Source organism: Pseudomonas sp. ERMR1:02 (assembly GCF_002277815.1).
GTDB lineage: Bacteria > Pseudomonadota > Gammaproteobacteria > Pseudomonadales > Pseudomonadaceae > Aquipseudomonas.
This window is the reverse complement of record NZ_NKJI01000016.1, coordinates 84,203-100,697: the sequence shown is the minus strand read 5'-3', so window position 1 is coordinate 100,697 and position 16,495 is coordinate 84,203. Positions and strand designations below refer to the sequence as shown.

16 protein-coding genes and 2 pseudogenes are annotated in these 16,495 nt (G+C 60.2%); 3 read left to right on the top strand and 15 right to left on the bottom strand.

Annotated features, from left to right (window positions below; all coding sequences use genetic code 11):
• Positions 1-25: 25 nt before the first annotated feature.
• Both rmuC and CES87_RS24025 read right to left on the bottom strand, forming a co-directional pair.
• Positions 26-1,411 carry a DNA recombination protein RmuC gene (gene rmuC, locus CES87_RS24030; protein ID WP_178081476.1) on the bottom strand — a complete coding sequence of 462 codons (1,386 nt, stop codon included), beginning with the start codon at positions 1,409-1,411 and terminating at the stop codon, positions 26-28.
• Positions 1,412-1,565: 154 nt separating this feature from the next.
• Positions 1,566-1,888 (bottom strand): annotated as a pseudogene (locus tag CES87_RS24025) (sel1 repeat family protein).
• A 996-nt stretch (positions 1,889-2,884) separates the two neighbouring features.
• Here CES87_RS24025 and CES87_RS24015 point away from each other — a divergent pair.
• The 3 genes from CES87_RS24015 (at position 2,885) to CES87_RS24005 (ending at position 5,300) form a co-directional block, all read left to right on the top strand.
• Positions 2,885-3,109 (top strand): hypothetical protein, encoded by a 225-nt coding sequence (locus CES87_RS24015; RefSeq protein WP_003204606.1) that lies wholly within the window; start codon positions 2,885-2,887, stop codon positions 3,107-3,109.
• 274 nt (positions 3,110-3,383) lie between these two features.
• Positions 3,384-3,866: a hypothetical protein gene (locus CES87_RS24010; protein ID WP_128608056.1), complete on the top strand. Its 483-nt coding sequence runs from the start codon at positions 3,384-3,386 to the stop codon at positions 3,864-3,866.
• Between the two features lie 147 nt (positions 3,867-4,013).
• Positions 4,014-5,300, top strand: a complete 1,287-nt coding sequence (locus CES87_RS24005) for an OmpP1/FadL family transporter (RefSeq protein ID WP_128608055.1) — start codon at positions 4,014-4,016, stop codon at positions 5,298-5,300.
• 200 nt (positions 5,301-5,500) lie between these two features.
• On the opposite strand, the gene CES87_RS24000 is transcribed toward CES87_RS24005, so the two are convergent.
• The 13 genes and pseudogenes from CES87_RS24000 to CES87_RS23945 all read right to left on the bottom strand — a co-directional run bounded on the left by CES87_RS24000 (position 5,501) and on the right by CES87_RS23945 (position 16,485).
• Entirely contained in the window at positions 5,501-6,067 is a 567-nt protein-coding gene (locus CES87_RS24000; protein ID WP_128608054.1) for a glutathione peroxidase, read from the bottom strand.
• 88 nt (positions 6,068-6,155) lie between these two features.
• Entirely contained in the window at positions 6,156-6,278 is a 123-nt protein-coding gene (locus tag CES87_RS33565; protein WP_256591063.1) for a hypothetical protein, read from the bottom strand.
• Positions 6,275-7,483: an MFS transporter gene (locus tag CES87_RS23995; RefSeq protein WP_128608053.1), complete on the bottom strand. Its 1,209-nt coding sequence runs from the start codon at positions 7,481-7,483 to the stop codon at positions 6,275-6,277. The genes CES87_RS33565 and CES87_RS23995 overlap by 4 nt, the downstream gene beginning before the upstream one ends.
• Before the next feature lie 52 nt (positions 7,484-7,535).
• The gene (locus CES87_RS23990; protein WP_128608052.1) at positions 7,536-7,940 is read right to left on the bottom strand and encodes a MarR family winged helix-turn-helix transcriptional regulator; all 405 of its coding nucleotides are present in this window, start codon (positions 7,938-7,940) and stop codon (positions 7,536-7,538) included.
• A 148-nt stretch (positions 7,941-8,088) separates the two neighbouring features.
• Positions 8,089-8,822, bottom strand: a pseudogene (locus tag CES87_RS23985) (adenosylcobinamide-GDP ribazoletransferase).
• A 2-nt stretch (positions 8,823-8,824) separates the two neighbouring features.
• On the bottom strand, positions 8,825-9,400 hold the full coding sequence (cobC, locus tag CES87_RS23980) for an alpha-ribazole phosphatase family protein (protein WP_128608051.1): 576 nt from the start codon (positions 9,398-9,400) through the stop codon (positions 8,825-8,827).
• Positions 9,397-10,452, bottom strand: coding sequence for a nicotinate-nucleotide--dimethylbenzimidazole phosphoribosyltransferase (cobT, locus tag CES87_RS23975; protein ID WP_128608050.1), 1,056 nt, complete (start codon positions 10,450-10,452; stop codon positions 9,397-9,399). The genes cobC and cobT overlap by 4 nt, the downstream gene beginning before the upstream one ends.
• The gene (gene cobU / locus CES87_RS23970) at positions 10,449-10,970 is read right to left on the bottom strand and encodes a bifunctional adenosylcobinamide kinase/adenosylcobinamide-phosphate guanylyltransferase (protein ID WP_128608049.1); all 522 of its coding nucleotides are present in this window, start codon (positions 10,968-10,970) and stop codon (positions 10,449-10,451) included. The genes cobT and cobU overlap by 4 nt, the downstream gene beginning before the upstream one ends.
• A gap of 147 nt (positions 10,971-11,117) precedes the next feature.
• On the bottom strand, positions 11,118-12,569 hold the full coding sequence (locus tag CES87_RS23965) for a cobyric acid synthase (protein WP_128608048.1): 1,452 nt from the start codon (positions 12,567-12,569) through the stop codon (positions 11,118-11,120).
• On the bottom strand, positions 12,566-13,558 hold the full coding sequence (gene cobD / locus CES87_RS23960) for a threonine-phosphate decarboxylase CobD (RefSeq protein WP_128608047.1): 993 nt from the start codon (positions 13,556-13,558) through the stop codon (positions 12,566-12,568). Before cobD ends, CES87_RS23965 begins: the two co-directional genes overlap by 4 nt.
• A complete protein-coding gene (cbiB, locus tag CES87_RS23955; RefSeq protein WP_128608046.1) occupies positions 13,551-14,459 on the bottom strand; it encodes an adenosylcobinamide-phosphate synthase CbiB in 909 nt (302 codons plus the stop codon). The genes cobD and cbiB overlap by 8 nt, the downstream gene beginning before the upstream one ends.
• Positions 14,456-15,106: a 5,6-dimethylbenzimidazole synthase gene (gene bluB / locus CES87_RS23950; RefSeq protein ID WP_128608045.1), complete on the bottom strand. Its 651-nt coding sequence runs from the start codon at positions 15,104-15,106 to the stop codon at positions 14,456-14,458. The genes cbiB and bluB overlap by 4 nt, the downstream gene beginning before the upstream one ends.
• Positions 15,103-16,485 (bottom strand): cobyrinate a,c-diamide synthase, encoded by a 1,383-nt coding sequence (locus CES87_RS23945; protein WP_128608044.1) that lies wholly within the window; start codon positions 16,483-16,485, stop codon positions 15,103-15,105. The genes bluB and CES87_RS23945 overlap by 4 nt, the downstream gene beginning before the upstream one ends.
• Between the last annotated feature and the right edge of the window lie 10 nt (positions 16,486-16,495).

The window sequence follows — 16,495 nt, the reverse complement described above, 5'->3', positions numbered from 1 at the left end:
GCTCGCTCCTACAGGAGACCGCGCTTTATTCCGGCAACTCGACCAACCCGTCCACATCGGTCATCGCCCGCTCCAGCAGATCCGCGGGCAGGCTTTTGCTCGCTCTCGCCCCGAGCAATTTGAGCTGTTCACTGCGGCTGACCAGATTGCCACGCCCTTCTGTCAGCTTGTTGCGCGCAGCGCTGTAGGCTTTGTCCAGTTGCTGCAGGCGATTGCCGACCTCATCCAGATCCTGAATGAACAACACGAACTTGTCATACAGCCACCCTGCCCGCTCGGCGATTTCCCTGGCGTTCTGGCTTTGCCGCTCCTGTTTCCACAGGCTGTCGATAACACGCAGGGTCGCCAGCAAAGTGGTCGGGCTGACAATCACGATATTGCGGTCGAACGCCTCCTGGAACAGTGTCGGTTCGGCCTGCAACGCAGCGGAAAATGCCGCTTCGATCGGCACGAACAACAGGACGAAATCAAGACTGTGCAAGCCGTCGAGCCGCTTGTAATCCTTGCCGGCCAGTCCTTTTACGTGATTGCGCAGGGACAGTACGTGCTGCTTGATGGCGATCTGGCTAATGCCTTCGTCTTCGGCTGCCACGTATTGCTGATAGGCCGTGAGGCTGACCTTGGAGTCGACCACCACCTGCTTGTCGCCTGGCAGATAAATGATCACGTCCGGTTGGAAACGCTCGCCGTCCGGGCCTTTGAGATTGACCTGGGTCTGATACTCGCGACCCTTTTCCAGCCCAGCGTGCTCAAGCACCCGCTCCAGAATCAGTTCACCCCAGTTACCCTGGGTTTTCTGCCCTTTCAAGGCACGGGTCAGGTTGGTGGCCTCATCGCTCAGGCGTAAGTTGAGTTGTTGCAAGCGCTCCAGCTCTTTGGCCAGGGAAAAGCGCTCGCGGGCTTCAGTCTGATAACTTTCCTCGACGCGCTTTTCAAAAGACTGGATGCGCTCCTTCAATGGATCGAGCAACTGTCCCAGACGCTGCTGACTGGTTTCGGCAAATCGCTGCTCTCGCTCATCGAAAATTTTCCCCGCCAGTTCCGCGAACTGTGCACGCAGCTCGTCGCGCGAACCCTGCAGGTCACTAAGGCGCTGCTGGTGGCTTTCCTGCTGCTCCCGCAACTCGGCGTTGAGAGAGGCAGCCAGGGCGTCCAGGCGGCGCAATTCCGCGTCTTTGCCTGCGCGTTCTATGTTCCAGGCGTGAGAGGCGTCGCGAGCATCGTCACGCTCGATTTGCAGCAGTTCGACTTCGCGGCGCAGCGCGGCAAGGTCAGCTTGCCTGGCGGCATTGGCCTGGCCCAGATCGGCGATTTCATCGCGACTGGCTTCGAGTTGCGCGCTCAAGCCATCCTGCGCCAGATGCGCCGTGCTCAGGCGCTCATGCAGTAACGCCACCTCGGCCTGTGCCATGCTCGTCCTGCGTTGAAGTTGCCAAGCCAGTACCAGTAACGGCAGAGCAGCGCCCGCCAGACCGAGCAATGCGCTGGTCAAGTCCATAGCCATAGCCATTCCTGCCATTGAAATAAAGCTTGAAGGTTAACCAAGGCGTCAGGTCTTGGACAGCTCAGTCTTCGATCAGGCCCAGTTCCTGTTGCGCGCGCTGATCCCCCGCCTAGCGGCCTGACGCAACAGATCCTGACCAATTCGGCGGTCCCGGGCATTCCCGCATTCGCGGCACATCAACTGGCCGAGACGGCTTTGCGCAGCCACGACACCTTCACGGGCCGGCTGCTTGAGCAAACGTCCGGCGATGTGTTTGACGTTGGTGTTTTCGCCCAGGCGTGGGCTGTCCAGCAACCATTCGGCCACGCGCATCGAAAAGCGCTTCGGCTGAGCAACCGTGGATGTTTTGGAAGTGGAGGAAACGGATGGTGTACGAAACTTCATAAAGCACTGTGGGCAGATCGGAAGGCGCGCCACTCTACTCTTTTTTTCTTACAGGTAAAGTCGTAAAAATCTCGGCACGCCCGTCCTAGAGCAAGCGCTCGGGACAATCCACAGAAGCTGTGGATAACTCAGTGGACAACCGCCCCGGAAGTCGCGCAAAGCCCTGTGGAATGGGGCCTGCAGTCAAACTGACGATTTTTTCACCAGTTAAAAAAAGCGATGTTTTTCATTGACTTAAATTTTGGTTACAGGCACCCACTGCGTTTGAAGGCTAGATGACAGCGGGGTGACAGACTGCGCGGTTAATGTGCACAAGTGACTTCGAGGCGGTTATATCGCTGCACTTTTTCGGCGCATTTAATCTCCTTGCCTGGGGATAAACCCGGGAAAATCCGCGCTCCAGGCCCCTCCAAGGAGTTGAATCATCAAGACCGCTGGTCGGATTCATGGCCATTACAGGGCGATCCTGCGGATCTTGATCTGCGACATAGGACTTCACTCAGCTGCGAATTACACAGGCGATCAATCTTTATTTGCTAACACACTTCCCTTCGCCAGTTCAATCCGTTAGTATCCGCGGCGTTAGTACCAAGCTGAAAGTCAATTCTGGTCGAACAAATCCCCCGGGCAGCCTTCCCATAGGAAGCCTTGCACCGAACAAGCGGGATCGACCACCTCGATGGTTTCCAGGTAATTCTTGCGTCAACACAGCCTTTGAATCGAATGCGAAGGGTGTTGCCAGGATCGCTTACTCTGACCGAACCAACCTGCAAATTGATCAGGATCTTCACCCCGGGCCCAGAACCTTTGCCCTCGTCGTGTTGCCTGCCCTCCTAAGTACCTACCTGCCAGCCCAAGCGCGCCAATTATCAGCGCTTCAAACTGGCTGCTTTGTTCCAGTCAGGTTCTTCGTTCGACCAACGGTGGTCGTCGTTACTGGAACGTTTTAATTTTGCACGGCTCTTATCCGTGTCGCTTGTAGGAACACCCATGACTATGTCTACTCAAATCCATGCACAGGATGCCATCCGCACCCTAACCAACGCTTTTGCACCAATGAACTGCCTGATCATGGCCGCTCGCAAAGGCTGTTTCAGCTTCACCCTGGTCAACGAACACGGCATCGCCCGTCACAGCGAACGCCTGTATCCCGATCAATACTCCAGCGCAGAACCGCTGCAGGCCGTGATCGAGCGTACCCGTCAGGCACTGGTTGCCTGAGACACAAGCAAGGCTGAAACATCAAAGCCCCGCCGAAAAAGCGGGGCTTTTTGTTGCGCGCAGTTTCACACTTCCGGAACTTCGCCTAAGCACTAACAGGTATAACGGTTATAACTGGAAGCCAGAAATATTTTAAAAACAGGCCTTTACGTAGTGAATATGACACTACACTTCAACTCAAGCGGCTTGATCCGCTTTCGGCGAGCCTGAGTCGATTCACCGCTGCCAACGCTACCTTCAGGTTTCGCCGCCTATTTCATGCTTCGAGGCGTTTATGGGTATCGCTGCCAGCGATCTGTGCCGTTATGTGATCCGTCCGACTTTGCTCTACCTTGGACGCCATAGCGCAACTGCCGAATCCCTGCTGCTGGGCATCGCCGCCAGTCAGTCAGCCCTTGGTTCCGCCCTGCATGACCGCCGTGGACACGGCTTGTACCGAATCGCTGAGCCCCGTCATCAGGCACTCTGGGACCACTACCTGGCACTCGACCCCGAGCGCGCCAGTCTGGTCCGCGGCCTCGCCAGCCAGCATGCCTTTCTCAGTGGCCCGCATCTGGAATTGACCGTCAACCTGCGTTACGCCACAGCCATCGCCTGGTTGCTGGTCGAAGAACAGAACACCCCGCTCCCCGAAGCAGGCGACCTGCTGGGAATGGCCCGAATCTGGCGCCAGACCTTCCAGCCCCAAGGACGCCTGAGAGACTTCACCTACGCCTGGCAAACCTGTGTTTCACCGCTGAATCAGGTAGCTTGCTGATCGCCTCTGGATCCAAAGTTCGCACAACGAGTCGCGAATCTGGTCGGATTGTCCTACAAAACCGCTCTAAATCAAGCGATACAGCCTATGGCGCTGGGACGAAAATGTTGGTAATTTTCGCCCCGGTGATCATCAGGAGTTCTAATAATGAAAAAAGTAATGCTCAAAACCACCATTAGCCTCGCCGTTGCCTTGGCATCCACCCAGATCTTCGCAAGTGGCTTTGCCCTCAACGAACAAAGCATCAGCGGGATGGGGACTGGTTACGCCGGGCGTTCTTCTTCTGCCGATGATGCAAGTACAGTTTTTGGCAACCCTGCCGGCATGTCTCGCCTCAAAGGCCAGCAAATCACTGGCGGTATCGCAGTGATCGACGCCTCGACCGATCTCAGCGATACCGGTGGCCGTTCAAGCGGAACCAACAAAGGCGATATGGTTCCGTTCACTTCGGTACCGATGGGTTTCTATACAAATAAACTCGACGATCAATGGTCGATCGGGTTTGGTGTCTACGCTCCGTTCGGGCTGATCACCAACTACGAAACCGGCTTTCAGGGCCGAGCTTTCGGCAGCAAGAGCGAAGTCAAGGTCGTCACTCTGCAGCCAACCGTCAGCTACGCTTTCAACGATAAAGTATCGATCGGTTTTGGCCCTACCATCAACCGGATTTCCGGCGAGCTGCAATCGGACATTGCTCTCCCAGTCCGCGGGACTGGCGACAACAATATCCAGATCAAGGGCGACGATACGGCCTTGGGCTGGAACGCCGGCGTCCTGGTGCAAGCCACCGACACCACTCGCGTGGGCCTGACCTATCACTCGAAAGTGAACTACAAGCTCGACGGCCACACCGAGGTGACTGCCGGCGGTGGCGTGCCACCTCAGCTACTCAAATCCAACCGTTACGATGCCTCGCTGAAGATCGAAACACCTGAGTCCTATGACCTTTCCGTGACTCAGGATATGAACGAGGCCTGGAAACTCTATGCCGGTGCTACCTGGACTCGCTGGAGCCGCCTGAAAGACATCACCGTCAACAACGAAGGCGTAACCGCAGCCAGCGGTGGTGCCCTCGCCCCACAAATTGTTGGCACCATCAAGGAAGACCAGAACTGGCATGACACCTGGGCCTACGCCGTGGGTACTTCCTACCAGTTGAACAAGCAGTGGGTACTGCGTACCGGTCTTACCTTTGACCAGTCGCCGACCAACAACACTGATCGTTCGCCACGCATTCCTACCGGCGACCGGACGATCTTCAGTGTCGGTGCGGGCTTCAACCCAACCGACGACTGGACCATTGACGTGGCTTACTCCTACCTCAAGGAAGAATCTGTCACTGTCAACCGCGCTAACGCTTTGGGTCAGTCCTACAACGCCAAGTACGAAAACAGTGCAAACGGTTTCGGCGTCGGCGCAACCTATCGCTTCTGATGATTCCCGGCGAGCTTGAACCGCTCGCCACCGGAATCAAAAAAGCCCCGCGCTCTTATACAGAGGCGGGGCTTTTTTTATGGACGCCCCCTGTAGGAGCCGGCTTGCTGGCGAAGACGGCAGTCCAGTCAATCATGCAGTGCCTGATACACCGCCTTCGCCAGCAAGCCGGCTCCTACATGGGGTTAACTAGTTTCGGATTATGGTGCGGAAGCCAGCGGCGGGGATGCCAGGGCTTTCTCCACCGCAGTGATGAACTCAGGATCATCAGGCTTGGTCAAGCTGGAGAAACTGGCGATCACCTTGCCCTGGCGATCGACTACGTACTTGTAGAAATTCCACTTCGGCGCGCTGCTCTGTGTGGCAAGAACCTTGAACAGATGCGTGGCATCGTCGCCGCGGACCTTCTGCGGATCGGTCATGGTGAAGGTCACGCCGTAGTTCACGTAGCAGACCTTGGCGGTCTCGGCGCCATCCTTGGACTCCTGCTTGAAGTCGTTGGAAGGCACACCGATCACCTCCAGCCCCTGATCCTTGTAACGCTGATTCAATGCCTCAAGGCTTTTGAACTGCGGCGCGAAGCCACAGAAGCTGGCGGTATTGACTACCACCAACGGCTTGCCGGCAAAGCGCTGGCACAAATCGATGGACTCATTGGCGCGCAACTTGGGCAATGAGCCTTGCAACAGCGCCGGGCACTCTGCCGCTTGAGCCAATCCGGTAAACGCTACCAGTAACGCGGGAACTGCAAACCAGCGCATCAGCATATCGGTGCTTCCTTGTGAGGAATTGTCAGGAATGGAAGTTACTCGCCCTCACATCCTGCTAGCAAGCATCCCTCTAGCAAGCATCCCTCTAGCAAGCACCCATACCTAACTGCATCAGGGCCAACCCGCCTTGATGCCAGCCCCACCATGCCAGACCCAGCAGCAAGGTACCGAAAGCCAGGACGGTGATTCGCGGCCAGAGACTGTTCATATCGCGCTCATTTGGCTTTGCAGGCGCGCCACCGGCTGTTCACGCACCGGCCAGTTCAGGGCGGCGGCCATCAGGCTCAACAGAATCGCGACCTGCCAGATCAAGTCATAACTCCCGGTCCGGTCGTACACTACCCCGCCCAACCAGCCGCCGAGGAACGAGCCTAACTGGTGGAACAGGAAAACAATCCCACCGAGCATGGACAGATTTCGTACGCCGAACAACGTCGCGACCGTACCGTTGGTCAAAGGCACCGTCGACAGCCACAGAAAGCCCATGGCCATGCCGAACAGATAAGCGGTTGTCGTGGTCACCGGGGCCCACAGGAACAGCGCAATCACTACAGCCCGCAGCAAATACAGACCGGTGAGTAACTTGGGCTTGGACATACGCCCGCCCAGCCATCCCGCGGTGTACGTGCCGAAGATGTTGAACAAGCCGATCAGCGCCAACACCGTTGTGCCGACTGTCGCCGGCAGATGTTGATCCACCAGATACGCCGGCAAGTGCACACCGATGAACACCACCTGGAAACCGCAGACAAAAAAGCCAAACGCCAGCAGCCAGAATCCCGAATGGGAACAGGCTTCACGCAGGGCTTCGGACAACGTTTGCTCATGGCCGAGCACCGGCAATGGCTTGTCCTTGAGCATGCTCACCAGCGGCACAATCAGCGCCACCAGCAGTCCCAGCGCCATCAGGGCCGCGGACCAGCCGAGCCAGCCGATCAATCCCAGCGTGCCGGGCAGCATGGCGAACTGGCCGAACGAACCGGCGGCGCTGGCAATGCCCATGCCCATGCTGCGTTTCTCCGGCGGCACCGCCCGCCCGACCACGCCAAGGATCACCGAAAACGAAGTACCGGACAGGCCGAGACCGATCAGCAGGCCGGCACTCAAGGACAAAGTCATCGCCGAATCCGACAAGCCCATGAACACCAGACCCAGCGCATACAGAACACCACCGATGAGCACCACTTTCGCAGCGCCAAAGCGGTCGGCCAGCGCGCCGGTAAACGGCTGCGCCAGGCCCCAGATCAGGTTTTGCAGGGCGATGGCGAAGGCAAAGACCCCACGCCCCCAGCCGAACTCGGCACTCATCGGCGCCAGGAACAAGCCGAAACCATGTCGCACCCCCAGAGACAACGCCAGGATCAGCGCACTTCCCAACAAAACCCAACCGCATGTACGCCACATCGATGTCATTCTTATTCTCCGCTCGCGGGTATATACCCGCTTAAAATCGAACAAACCGGCATCAAGCCAGTTCGTCCAGCAACTTCAATAAGGTTTCCCGCTTTTCGGCACCCAGGCGATCAACCAATCGCTGTTGCGCGGCTTCCCAGGCCGGCAACGCTGCTTTCAATCGCTCGGCCCCGGCTTCGGTCAGCCGGACGATGCGATTGCGCATGTCTTCGCCTTCAACCAGCGTCACCAGGCCTTCGCCCTCCAGCACTCGCAAGTTGCGCCCAAGAGTACTGCGATCCAGACCCATGGCCTCGGCCAGAGTGGAAATGCTCGGTTGATCCAGACGTTGCAGATTGCACAGTAAAGAATACTGCGCAACGTTGATCCCGAAGCCGTCGAGAGCGCCGTCGTAATGTCTGCTGACGCCACGGGCGGCGCGACGCAGGTTGATACATAAACATTGAGAATCGAGCATGGTGCGTGTATATACCCGCGGTTAACTGAATGCAATTATGTTACACCGAACCCTGTAGGAGCGAGCTCGCTCGCGAAAAACGTCCGGGCACCGCGATCATTCAAACAGGGCGAGTTATCGTTGACGTCCATCGCGAGCGAGCTCGCTCCTACAGGGCTATCGCCAGCCCTACGAGCACTGCAACCTCCAACAACTCCAGCAACGCTCCCGCCGTATCGCCCGTCGTCCCGCCCAATCGCCGCAGCATCACTTGCCTTAGCCAGACGAATAGCAGGACGGCCAGTACCACAGCAAAAACACCGCTGAGGCCAGCAACCAGCACACAGGCCAACGCACTGATCGCCAGCACCTGCTTGCCCGCCGAACGCGGAAGATGATCGGCCAGTGCCTGCCCCAAACCACCGGCACGCACATACGGTGTAGTCAGGAACAACCCAAGCAACGCGCTGCGACCGATCAATGGAACAATGATCAGCGCAATGGTGTGTTGCCGCTCGATCAACGCCAGCAACGCGGCGAATTTCAGCAGCAACACCAGCACCAGCGTGACCACCGCAATCGGCCCGCTGCGCGGGTCTTTCATGATCGTCAGCGTACGTTCGCGGTCACCAAATCCGCCGAGCCAGGCATCGGCGCTATCGGCCAGGCCGTCCAGGTGCAGTGCACCGCTGAGCAATACCCAAACCGTCAGCAACAGCGCGGCATGCAGTAATAACGGTGTCCCCAGCAATAGCCAGTTGAGCGCCCACAAAATCACGCCGAACAACAAACCCACCAGCGGATAAAACAGCAGCGACCGCCCCAGTTCCTCCGGTGCCGGCATGCCCGCAGACGAATCGGCAGGCTGCTCAGGAATTGCAAGGCGATCCAGAACGGCAGCATGGTCAGAGCACTTCCCTTATCAAGCCGTCAGATTCAACCGATAGGGAGAACATCGCGCCATGACTGACTTCGACGTTGAGCAACTGCTCACGGGGCAGACCCCGCGCCTGAGCCAGCAACAAACGCATGACCCCACCATGGCTGATCAACAGTACCCGCTCGCCGGCGTATGCCGCCTGCAAACGCACCATCGCCGCCAGCACCCGTGCTGAAAAGTCAGCAACCGGCTCACCTTTCGGCGGGGTGAAGGAGTAAGGGTCAGCCCAAAACAACCCAAGGGCGTCGGCATCGGTTTCCATCAGCGCTGCAGCGCTCTGCCCTTCCCAGCTGCCGAAGTGCAGTTCTTGCAGGTTTTGATCGAACTCCACCGACAAGCCCAATTGCGCGGCGAGTTCTTCAGCGAACCGCGCACAACGCTGCAACGGCGAGCTGACCAAACGGTCCCACGGTCCCTGCTCCATCACTGCCGTGCGCATCTGCTGCCAACCCTTTTCGGTCAGCGCGTCATCGAGGCTGCCGCGCAAGCCACCACCGAGTTCGGTTTCGCCGTGGCGCAACAGATCCAGACGCAAGGTCATGCCGGACGATCCGCGACCGCGGCTTCGGCAAACGTCGCCATCTGCCCGTGCAGGTCGCAGGCCAGGCGCAACAACGGCACAGCCAGAGCCGCCCCGCTGCCCTCGCCCAGACGCAAACCGAGATCGAGCAACGGCTCGGCGTGCAGAGTTTCCAGCACATGACGATGACCTGGTTCGGCACCTCGATGACCGAACAACAACCACTGCCGACATTCTGGATTCAGGCGCACCGCCACCAACGCCGCGACGCTGCAAATGAATCCGTCCACCAGCACGGCGACACCTTCCTGGGCGCACGCCAGATAGGCGCCGACCAACGCTGCGATTTCAAAGCCGCCAAGGTTGAACAGCGTTTGCAACGCATCGCCACGCTGAGCGCCATGCAAGGCCAATGCACGCTCGATCACCTCGGCCTTGTGACTGACGCCCGCCGCGTTCAACCCGGTGCCCGGCCCGGCCAGATGCACCACCGGGCATTCGAGCAAGGCACAGGCCAGCGCACTGGCGGCGGTGGTGTTGCCGATGCCCATCTCGCCACCGATGAACAGCTGCGCACCCGCCGCTTGCGCCCGCAGCACGCTGTCACGACCGGCTTGCAGCGCGAGTTCGCCTTGAGCCACGGTCATCGCCGGACCCTGCACAAAATTCGCCGTGCCCGGGCCGACATTCAGATGACGCACCCCCGGCAGGTTCAGCGACGGCGTAACCGTACCGAGATCGACCACCTCCAGGGATGCCCCCAACTGCCGCGCCAACACGCTGATCGCCGCGCCGCCGTTGACGAAGTTGTGCAGCATTTGCCCCGTGACTTCCTGGGGAAACGCCGACACACCTTCGGCCACCACGCCGTGATCTCCGGCAAAAATCACGATCGAAACCTGCGCAAGACTTGGCTTGACCTGCCCCTGCAATCCCGCCAGTTGCACTGCCAACGCTTCGAGCCGACCTAGAGAACCGGCCGGTTTGGTCAATTGCTGTTGACGGGCTTGCGCCTGCTCAACCGCCTGGGCGTCGATCGGTTTGCACGGGTTCAGCCACCAGGATTGGGTCATAACGCAGTTCCTTTCAAAGTCAGGGGCAGGCCGGCGACGGTCAGGACGACTCGCTGACAACGCTCGGCCAGAGCTTGATGCAGCCAACCGGCTTCATCGACATAGCGGCGAGTCAGTTCGCCCAGCGGCACGACACCCATTCCGGTCTCGTTGCTGACAAAAATGATTTCACCTGGCAACGACGCCAGGCACTCCAGCAAGGCATCGCGCTCGGCGTTCAGGCGCTCGGCATCTTCGAGCATCAGCAGGTTGGTCAGCCACAGGGTCAGGCAGTCCACCAACAGACAATGATCGGCGTGAGCGTTTTCACGCAGAACGCGCGACAGTTCAAGGGGTTCTTCGATCAACGCCCATTCGGCCGGACGACGGGCGCGGTGATGGGCGACCCGGTCGTTCATTTCGCCGTCCAGGGGTTGGCTGGTGGCGATGTAGGTCACGGCCAGGCCGCTGTCGGACGCGAGTTTTTCGGCCAGGCGACTTTTGCCGGAGCGGGCGCCGCCGAGGATCAGTTGGAGCATGGTTCATTCCTTCATATGTGCGGTGAGGCGAACGCCGCCTTCGCGGGCAAGCCTCGCTCCTACGGGTGCACGGCGAACCACCAGGGTGTGATCGACACTGAACCTGTAGGAGCGAGGCTTGCCCGCGAAGGCGGTTTCAAAACCACCTCAAATCCCACAGAGTTCGCGCAACAGCCGGGTATCCAAATGCTTTTCCACCAGATCCGCCAACCGCTCGATATCCCGCTCACGCAACCCGTGGTAATCCACTTCCTGCACATCCTGCAAACCCGCCCAACGCAACAGCGCACTGCACGCCTCGGGTGATTCGAACAGGCCATGCAGGTAGGTGCCGAAAATCTGCCCATCGACACTTTGCGCGCCATCGCAACGACCGTCATCGAGCTGCACGGCGGCGTTTTCCAGGGCCGGTCCGGTGGTGACGCCAGCGTGGATTTCATAGCCGCTGACTTCAGCATTATCAAGGATCAGACGCCCGCGCACATTGCGCAATTGCTTCTCTTCTTCGAGCTGCGTTTCGAACGCCAGTAAACCCAAACCGGCACTGGAACCCGGTGCGCCTTCGAGCCCCATTGGATCATGTACCTGCTCACCGAGCATCTGCAGGCCGCCGCAGATGCCCAGCACTTTTCCGCCGTAGCGCAGGTGTCGGGAGATGGTGCTTTCCCAGCCATTGGCCCGCAGATACGCCAGGTCGCTGCGCACGCTTTTCGAGCCAGGCAGAATGATCAAGTCGGCCGGTGGAATCGCCTGGCCGGGGCCGACAAATTGCAGGTCCACTTGCGGGTGCAGGCGCAACGGGTCGAAATCGGTGTGGTTGCTGATGCGCGGCAGCACCGGCACCACCACTTTCAGGACCTGCTCGGCCTTGTCGGCCTGGCGCTGATCGATACCGTCCTCGGCCTCCAGATGCAGGTCCATCACGTACGGCAACACGCCGATCACCGGTTTGCCGGTGCGTTGCTCCAGCCAGTCCAGGCCCGGCTGCAACAAGGCGATGTCACCGCGAAAACGATTGATGATGAAGCCCTTGACTCGCGCCTGTTCGCTGGACGATAGCAGTTCCAGCGTGCCCACCAGGTGGGCGAACACCCCGCCACGGTTGATGTCGGCGATCAGCACCACCGGGCAATCCACCGCTTCGGCGAAACCCATGTTGGCGATGTCGCCGGCGCGCAGATTGATCTCGGCAGGTGAACCAGCACCTTCGACCATCACCAGTGGATAGGTCGCGCTCAATCGGGCATGGGAGGCCAGCACCGCTTGCATGGCGATGGCCTTGTAGTCGTGATAGGCCACGGCGTTCATCGTCGTGACGGCCCGGCCATGAATGATCACCTGGGCGCCGGTGTCGCTGTTGGGTTTGAGCAGCACCGGGTTCATGTCGGTGTGCGGTTCGAGAAAAGCGGCCTGAGCCTGCACCGCTTGCGCGCGACCGATCTCGCCACCGTCAGCCGTCACCGCGCTGTTGAGCGCCATGTTCTGCGGCTTGAATGGCACCACGCTCACACCCTGACGCGTGACCCAGCGACACAATGCTGTCACCAGCGTGCTTTTGCCGGCATCCGATGTGGTGCCCTGCACCATCAACGTGGTCATTGGCGTTCCTTTGCGAAGGCTTCGAATGCGGCGGCGAGACGCGCCCAGTCCGCCTCATCGGCCGGCAAGCCGAAACGCAGGCTGCTGTTTTGCGTGAACATGCGCAGCAGAATGCCGCGCCGGGCCATGAACTCATGCAGTTCTTCGGCCCGCTCGGTGATTATCCATTGAAACAAAGCGCAACCGCCCTGGGGTTTGAAGCCGTGCTGCTCCAGCAACGATGCCAGCCGCTCGCAGGCCTCTTCGGTACGCACCCGTTGCCGCGCCTGCCCTTCGGTATCACGCAGGCAAGCCTGGCCCAGCACCCGGGTCGGGCCGCTGACCGCCCACGGCCCGACTTGTTCGGCGAGCAATTTGAGCAACTTGCGCTCGGCCAGGACAAAACCCAGGCGCACTCCGGCCAGGCCGAAAAACTTGCCGAACGAACGCAGCACGATCAAACCGACTTGATGGGCAAACGGTGCCACACTCAGTTGCGGCGTGTTGTCCATGAACGCTTCGTCTACTACCAGCCAGCCACCGCGCTGCGCCAGTCGCGAATGCCAGTCGAGCAGGCGATTGGGGGGCAGGCTCAGGCCGGTGGGATTGTTCGGGTTGACCACCACCAGCACATCGAGGCTGTCGACAAAGAAATCGACTTCCTGCTCCAGCACTTCACGCACGATGTAGCCATTGCGACGCCAGGCTTCGGCATGCTCGGCATAACACGGCGACAGCACGCCAACCTTGCCAGCCCGGCGCAACCGCGGTAGCAACTGAATAGCCATTTGCGAACCGGCCACCGGCAACACCTGCAACGTGCCGTAGTAATCGCAAGCGGCCTGCTCCAGCCCGTCATCGGTTTCCGGTAGCCGCGCCCAGGCACGCAGCGGGATCTGTGGAACTGGAAACGGCCAGGGCGCCAGGCCGCTGGACAGGTCAAGCCAATCGGCTTCCTCGATGCCGTATTCGAGCGCCGCCTTGCGCAACCGTCCACCGTGCTCAAGCATAAAATTCAGCCCCCACGCAGAGAATCAGCAGCCATAACCATACCCCGCGCTGGACAAGTTGCCAGCCGCGGTCGATAGAGTCTGCGTCCGCCGGCACGCCTTCGCCCAGTTGCGGGCGCTCATGCAGTTCGCCGTGATAAATTGCCGGCCCGCCCAGCTCGACACCCAGCGCGCCAGCACCCGCCGCCATCACCGGACCGGCATTCGGACTGTCCCAGGTCGGGCCCTGGATGCGCCAGCATTTCAAGGCCAGCCGGGTTTTGCCCAGCAGCGCGTAGGTCAACGCCACCAACCGCGCCGGGATGTAATTGAGCACGTCGTCGATCTTCGCTGCCGCCCAGCCGAAACGCTCGAAGCGTTCGTTGCGATAGCCCCACATCGCATCCAGGGTGTTGCTCAAACGGTAGAGCACCACGCCCGGCACACCGGCCACGGCAAACCAGAACAACGCGGCGAACACCGCGTCACTGCCGTTTTCCAGCACCGACTCGGTGGCGGCACGGGCGACTTCGGTTTTATCCAGCTCACTGGTTTGGCGGCTGACCAGGTAACCGACGCGGGTGCGAGCCTGTTCCAGATTATCGCTGCGCAAGGCCCTGGCTACAGGCGTGACGTGCTCACCGAGGCTACGCATGCCGAGGGCGCAATACAGTGCGAGAATCTCGACGACCCAGCCGACATAAGGCGCCCAGGAAAAAGCCGTGGCCAGCAAGGTCAACGGCAACACCGCGATCACCCACGCGGTGACTCCATGACTGCGCCAGCCACGACCGCCACCATTGAAACGTTGCTCGATGCGGTCGGCAAAACGGCCGAACGCTACCAGCGGATGCCAGCGTTTGGGTTCGCCCAGCAGCGCATCCAGCGCCACGGCGGCGACACTCAGCAACGCCACACTCATGAACTCACTCCCCAATAATTCTCGTACAACAGTTCGCTTAGCGGACGCGCCTGCGCCCAACCTTCAAGCACCAGCATCGGCGCCGGATAAAATGCCTTGACCGGCCCCAGGCACAAAATGGCCAACGGTTTTGCGCCCGCCGGCAAGCCCAGCAAGTCCGCAAGGGCTTGGGGCTCGAACAGCGAGACCCAGCCCATGCCCAACCCTTCGGCGCGGGATGCCAGCCACAAGTTCTGGATCGCGCAGGACAAAGAAGCCATGTCCATTTCCGGCAAGGTGCGCCGACCAAAGATATGCCGCTCGCGATCATCCATCAGCGCGGCCACCAGCACCTCGGCGCAATCGTTGATGCCTTCGACCTTGAGCTGCATGAATTCGTCAGTGCGTTCGCCGAGGGCCTCGGCGGTGCGGATGCGTTCTTCTTCTACCAGTGCCTGGATCTCGCCGCGCAAGGCGCGGTCGCTGATGCGAATGAAACGCCAGGGCTGCATCAGGCCGACGCTCGGCGCCTGGTGCGCGGCTTCGAGCAGGCGCCGGAGCAACTCGGGCTCGACGGTGCCGCCGCTGAAGTGGCGCATGTCGCGGCGTTCGCCGATGGCTCGATAAACTGCCGCGCGCTCGGCTTCGGAGAATGCGTTGTCGGTCATGGCCTCTTCGCTGGCAAGCCAGCTCCTACAGGGGTTAGGTGATCAACTGTAGGAGCGAGCTTGCTCGCGATGGCGGCTTCAAGGTCAGGCCGGAATAGCGACGCAATCGCCAATGGATTGGACGGAAAATAAAAATGCACATAAGAGGCCGTCATCCGCCCCTCACGATAAACCGCCTCCGCCCCACGCCCGCCATTCGGACTCAAGCCCCGGGCAATCGGCGTCAGTTCGGTGGTGGTCAACGAATGGTGGTAGGTGTGACCGCGCAGCGAGCCTTCTGGCAGCTCAACCGCTTGCAAGGCCAGCGCGGCGAGGCGCTTTTGCATGACGGCATCACCGCTGAGTAAACCGACCAGCTCTGCGCGAGTGCCTTCGACATCGGTCAGCGAATCGAGCAGATAAAGCATGCCGCCACATTCGGCCAACAACGGTTTTCCCGCGGCGTGATGCGCGCGGATTGCATCGCGCATCGAGCTGTTCTGCGACAGCGCTACGTGGTGCAATTCCGGATAACCACCCGGCAGATACAGACTGTCTGCCTCCGGCAAATCAGCGTCACGGATCGGCGAGAAAAACCGCAGCTCGGCGCCCATCGCCCGCAGCAAATCCAGGCTTGCGCCATAGGTGAAAGCAAACGCTTCGTCCCGGGCAACGGCAATGCGCACACCGGCCAGCAGCGGTTCGACCGCGATCACATCCGGCGCGGCGAATTCCACCGCAGGAGGCAGCGCGACTTCGCAACTGCTGGCCAAGGCATCGGCCGCCGCATCCAGGCGCACATCGAGGTCGTTCAACTCACTGGCCTGCACCAGACCGAGGTGCCGACTCGGCAGTTCGATCCCGATTTCCCGGGACAAGGCCCCGTACCAGCGCAGGCCTTCGGTCAGGCTGCCTTCGAGCAATTGTGCGTGACGCTGGGTGCCGACGCGGTTGGCCAGAACCCCGGCGAACGGCAAGTCCGGCTGATAGCGCGCCAGCCCCAGAGCCAGTGCGCCAAAGGTCTGGGCCATGGCGGTACCGTCGATAACGCCCAGCACCGGCACACCGAAATGTCGGGCCAGATCAGCGCTCGATGGTGTCCCGTCGAACAGCCCCATCACGCCTTCGATCAGAATCAGGTCGGCAACGCCTGCGGCTTCCCACAACAGGCGGCGGCTTTCCTGCTCGCCGACCATCCACATGTCCAGTTGATACACCGGCGCACCGCTGGCGCGCTCGAGAATCATCGGGTCAAGAAAGTCCGGACCGCATTTGAACACGCGAACCTTGCGTCCCTGATTGCGATGCAAACGGGCCAGCGCGGCGGTGACGGTGGTTTTGCCCTGGCCGGAGGCCGGCGCGGCAATCAGTACTGCCGGGCATTGACGGCTGCTGTTCATAAAATAGCGC

Excerpts from the sequence above, each read along its gene's own strand:
- rmuC (WP_178081476.1), bottom strand. The coding sequence starts at position 1,411 with ATGGCACAGGCCGAGGTGGCGTTACTGCATGAGCGCCTGAGCACGGCG.
- CES87_RS24015 (WP_003204606.1), top strand. The coding sequence starts at position 2,885 with ATGTCTACTCAAATCCATGCACAGGATGCCATCCGCACCCTAACCAAC.
- CES87_RS24010 (WP_128608056.1), top strand. The coding sequence starts at position 3,384 with ATGGGTATCGCTGCCAGCGATCTGTGCCGTTATGTGATCCGTCCGACT.
- CES87_RS24005 (WP_128608055.1), top strand. The coding sequence starts at position 4,014 with ATGAAAAAAGTAATGCTCAAAACCACCATTAGCCTCGCCGTTGCCTTG.
- CES87_RS24000 (WP_128608054.1), bottom strand. The coding sequence starts at position 6,067 with ATGCTGATGCGCTGGTTTGCAGTTCCCGCGTTACTGGTAGCGTTTACC.
- CES87_RS33565 (WP_256591063.1), bottom strand. The coding sequence starts at position 6,278 with ATGAACAGTCTCTGGCCGCGAATCACCGTCCTGGCTTTCGGTACCTTG.
- CES87_RS23995 (WP_128608053.1), bottom strand. The coding sequence starts at position 7,483 with ATGACATCGATGTGGCGTACATGCGGTTGGGTTTTGTTGGGAAGTGCG.
- CES87_RS23990 (WP_128608052.1), bottom strand. The coding sequence starts at position 7,940 with ATGCTCGATTCTCAATGTTTATGTATCAACCTGCGTCGCGCCGCCCGT.
- cobC (WP_128608051.1), bottom strand. The coding sequence starts at position 9,400 with ATGACCTTGCGTCTGGATCTGTTGCGCCACGGCGAAACCGAACTCGGT.
- cobT (WP_128608050.1), bottom strand. The coding sequence starts at position 10,452 with ATGACCCAATCCTGGTGGCTGAACCCGTGCAAACCGATCGACGCCCAG.
- cobU (WP_128608049.1), bottom strand. The coding sequence starts at position 10,970 with ATGCTCCAACTGATCCTCGGCGGCGCCCGCTCCGGCAAAAGTCGCCTG.
- CES87_RS23965 (WP_128608048.1), bottom strand. The coding sequence starts at position 12,569 with ATGACCACGTTGATGGTGCAGGGCACCACATCGGATGCCGGCAAAAGC.
- cobD (WP_128608047.1), bottom strand. The coding sequence starts at position 13,558 with ATGCTTGAGCACGGTGGACGGTTGCGCAAGGCGGCGCTCGAATACGGC.
- cbiB (WP_128608046.1), bottom strand. The coding sequence starts at position 14,459 with ATGAGTGTGGCGTTGCTGAGTGTCGCCGCCGTGGCGCTGGATGCGCTG.
- bluB (WP_128608045.1), bottom strand. The coding sequence starts at position 15,106 with ATGACCGACAACGCATTCTCCGAAGCCGAGCGCGCGGCAGTTTATCGA.
- CES87_RS23945 (WP_128608044.1), bottom strand. The coding sequence starts at position 16,485 with ATGAACAGCAGCCGTCAATGCCCGGCAGTACTGATTGCCGCGCCGGCC.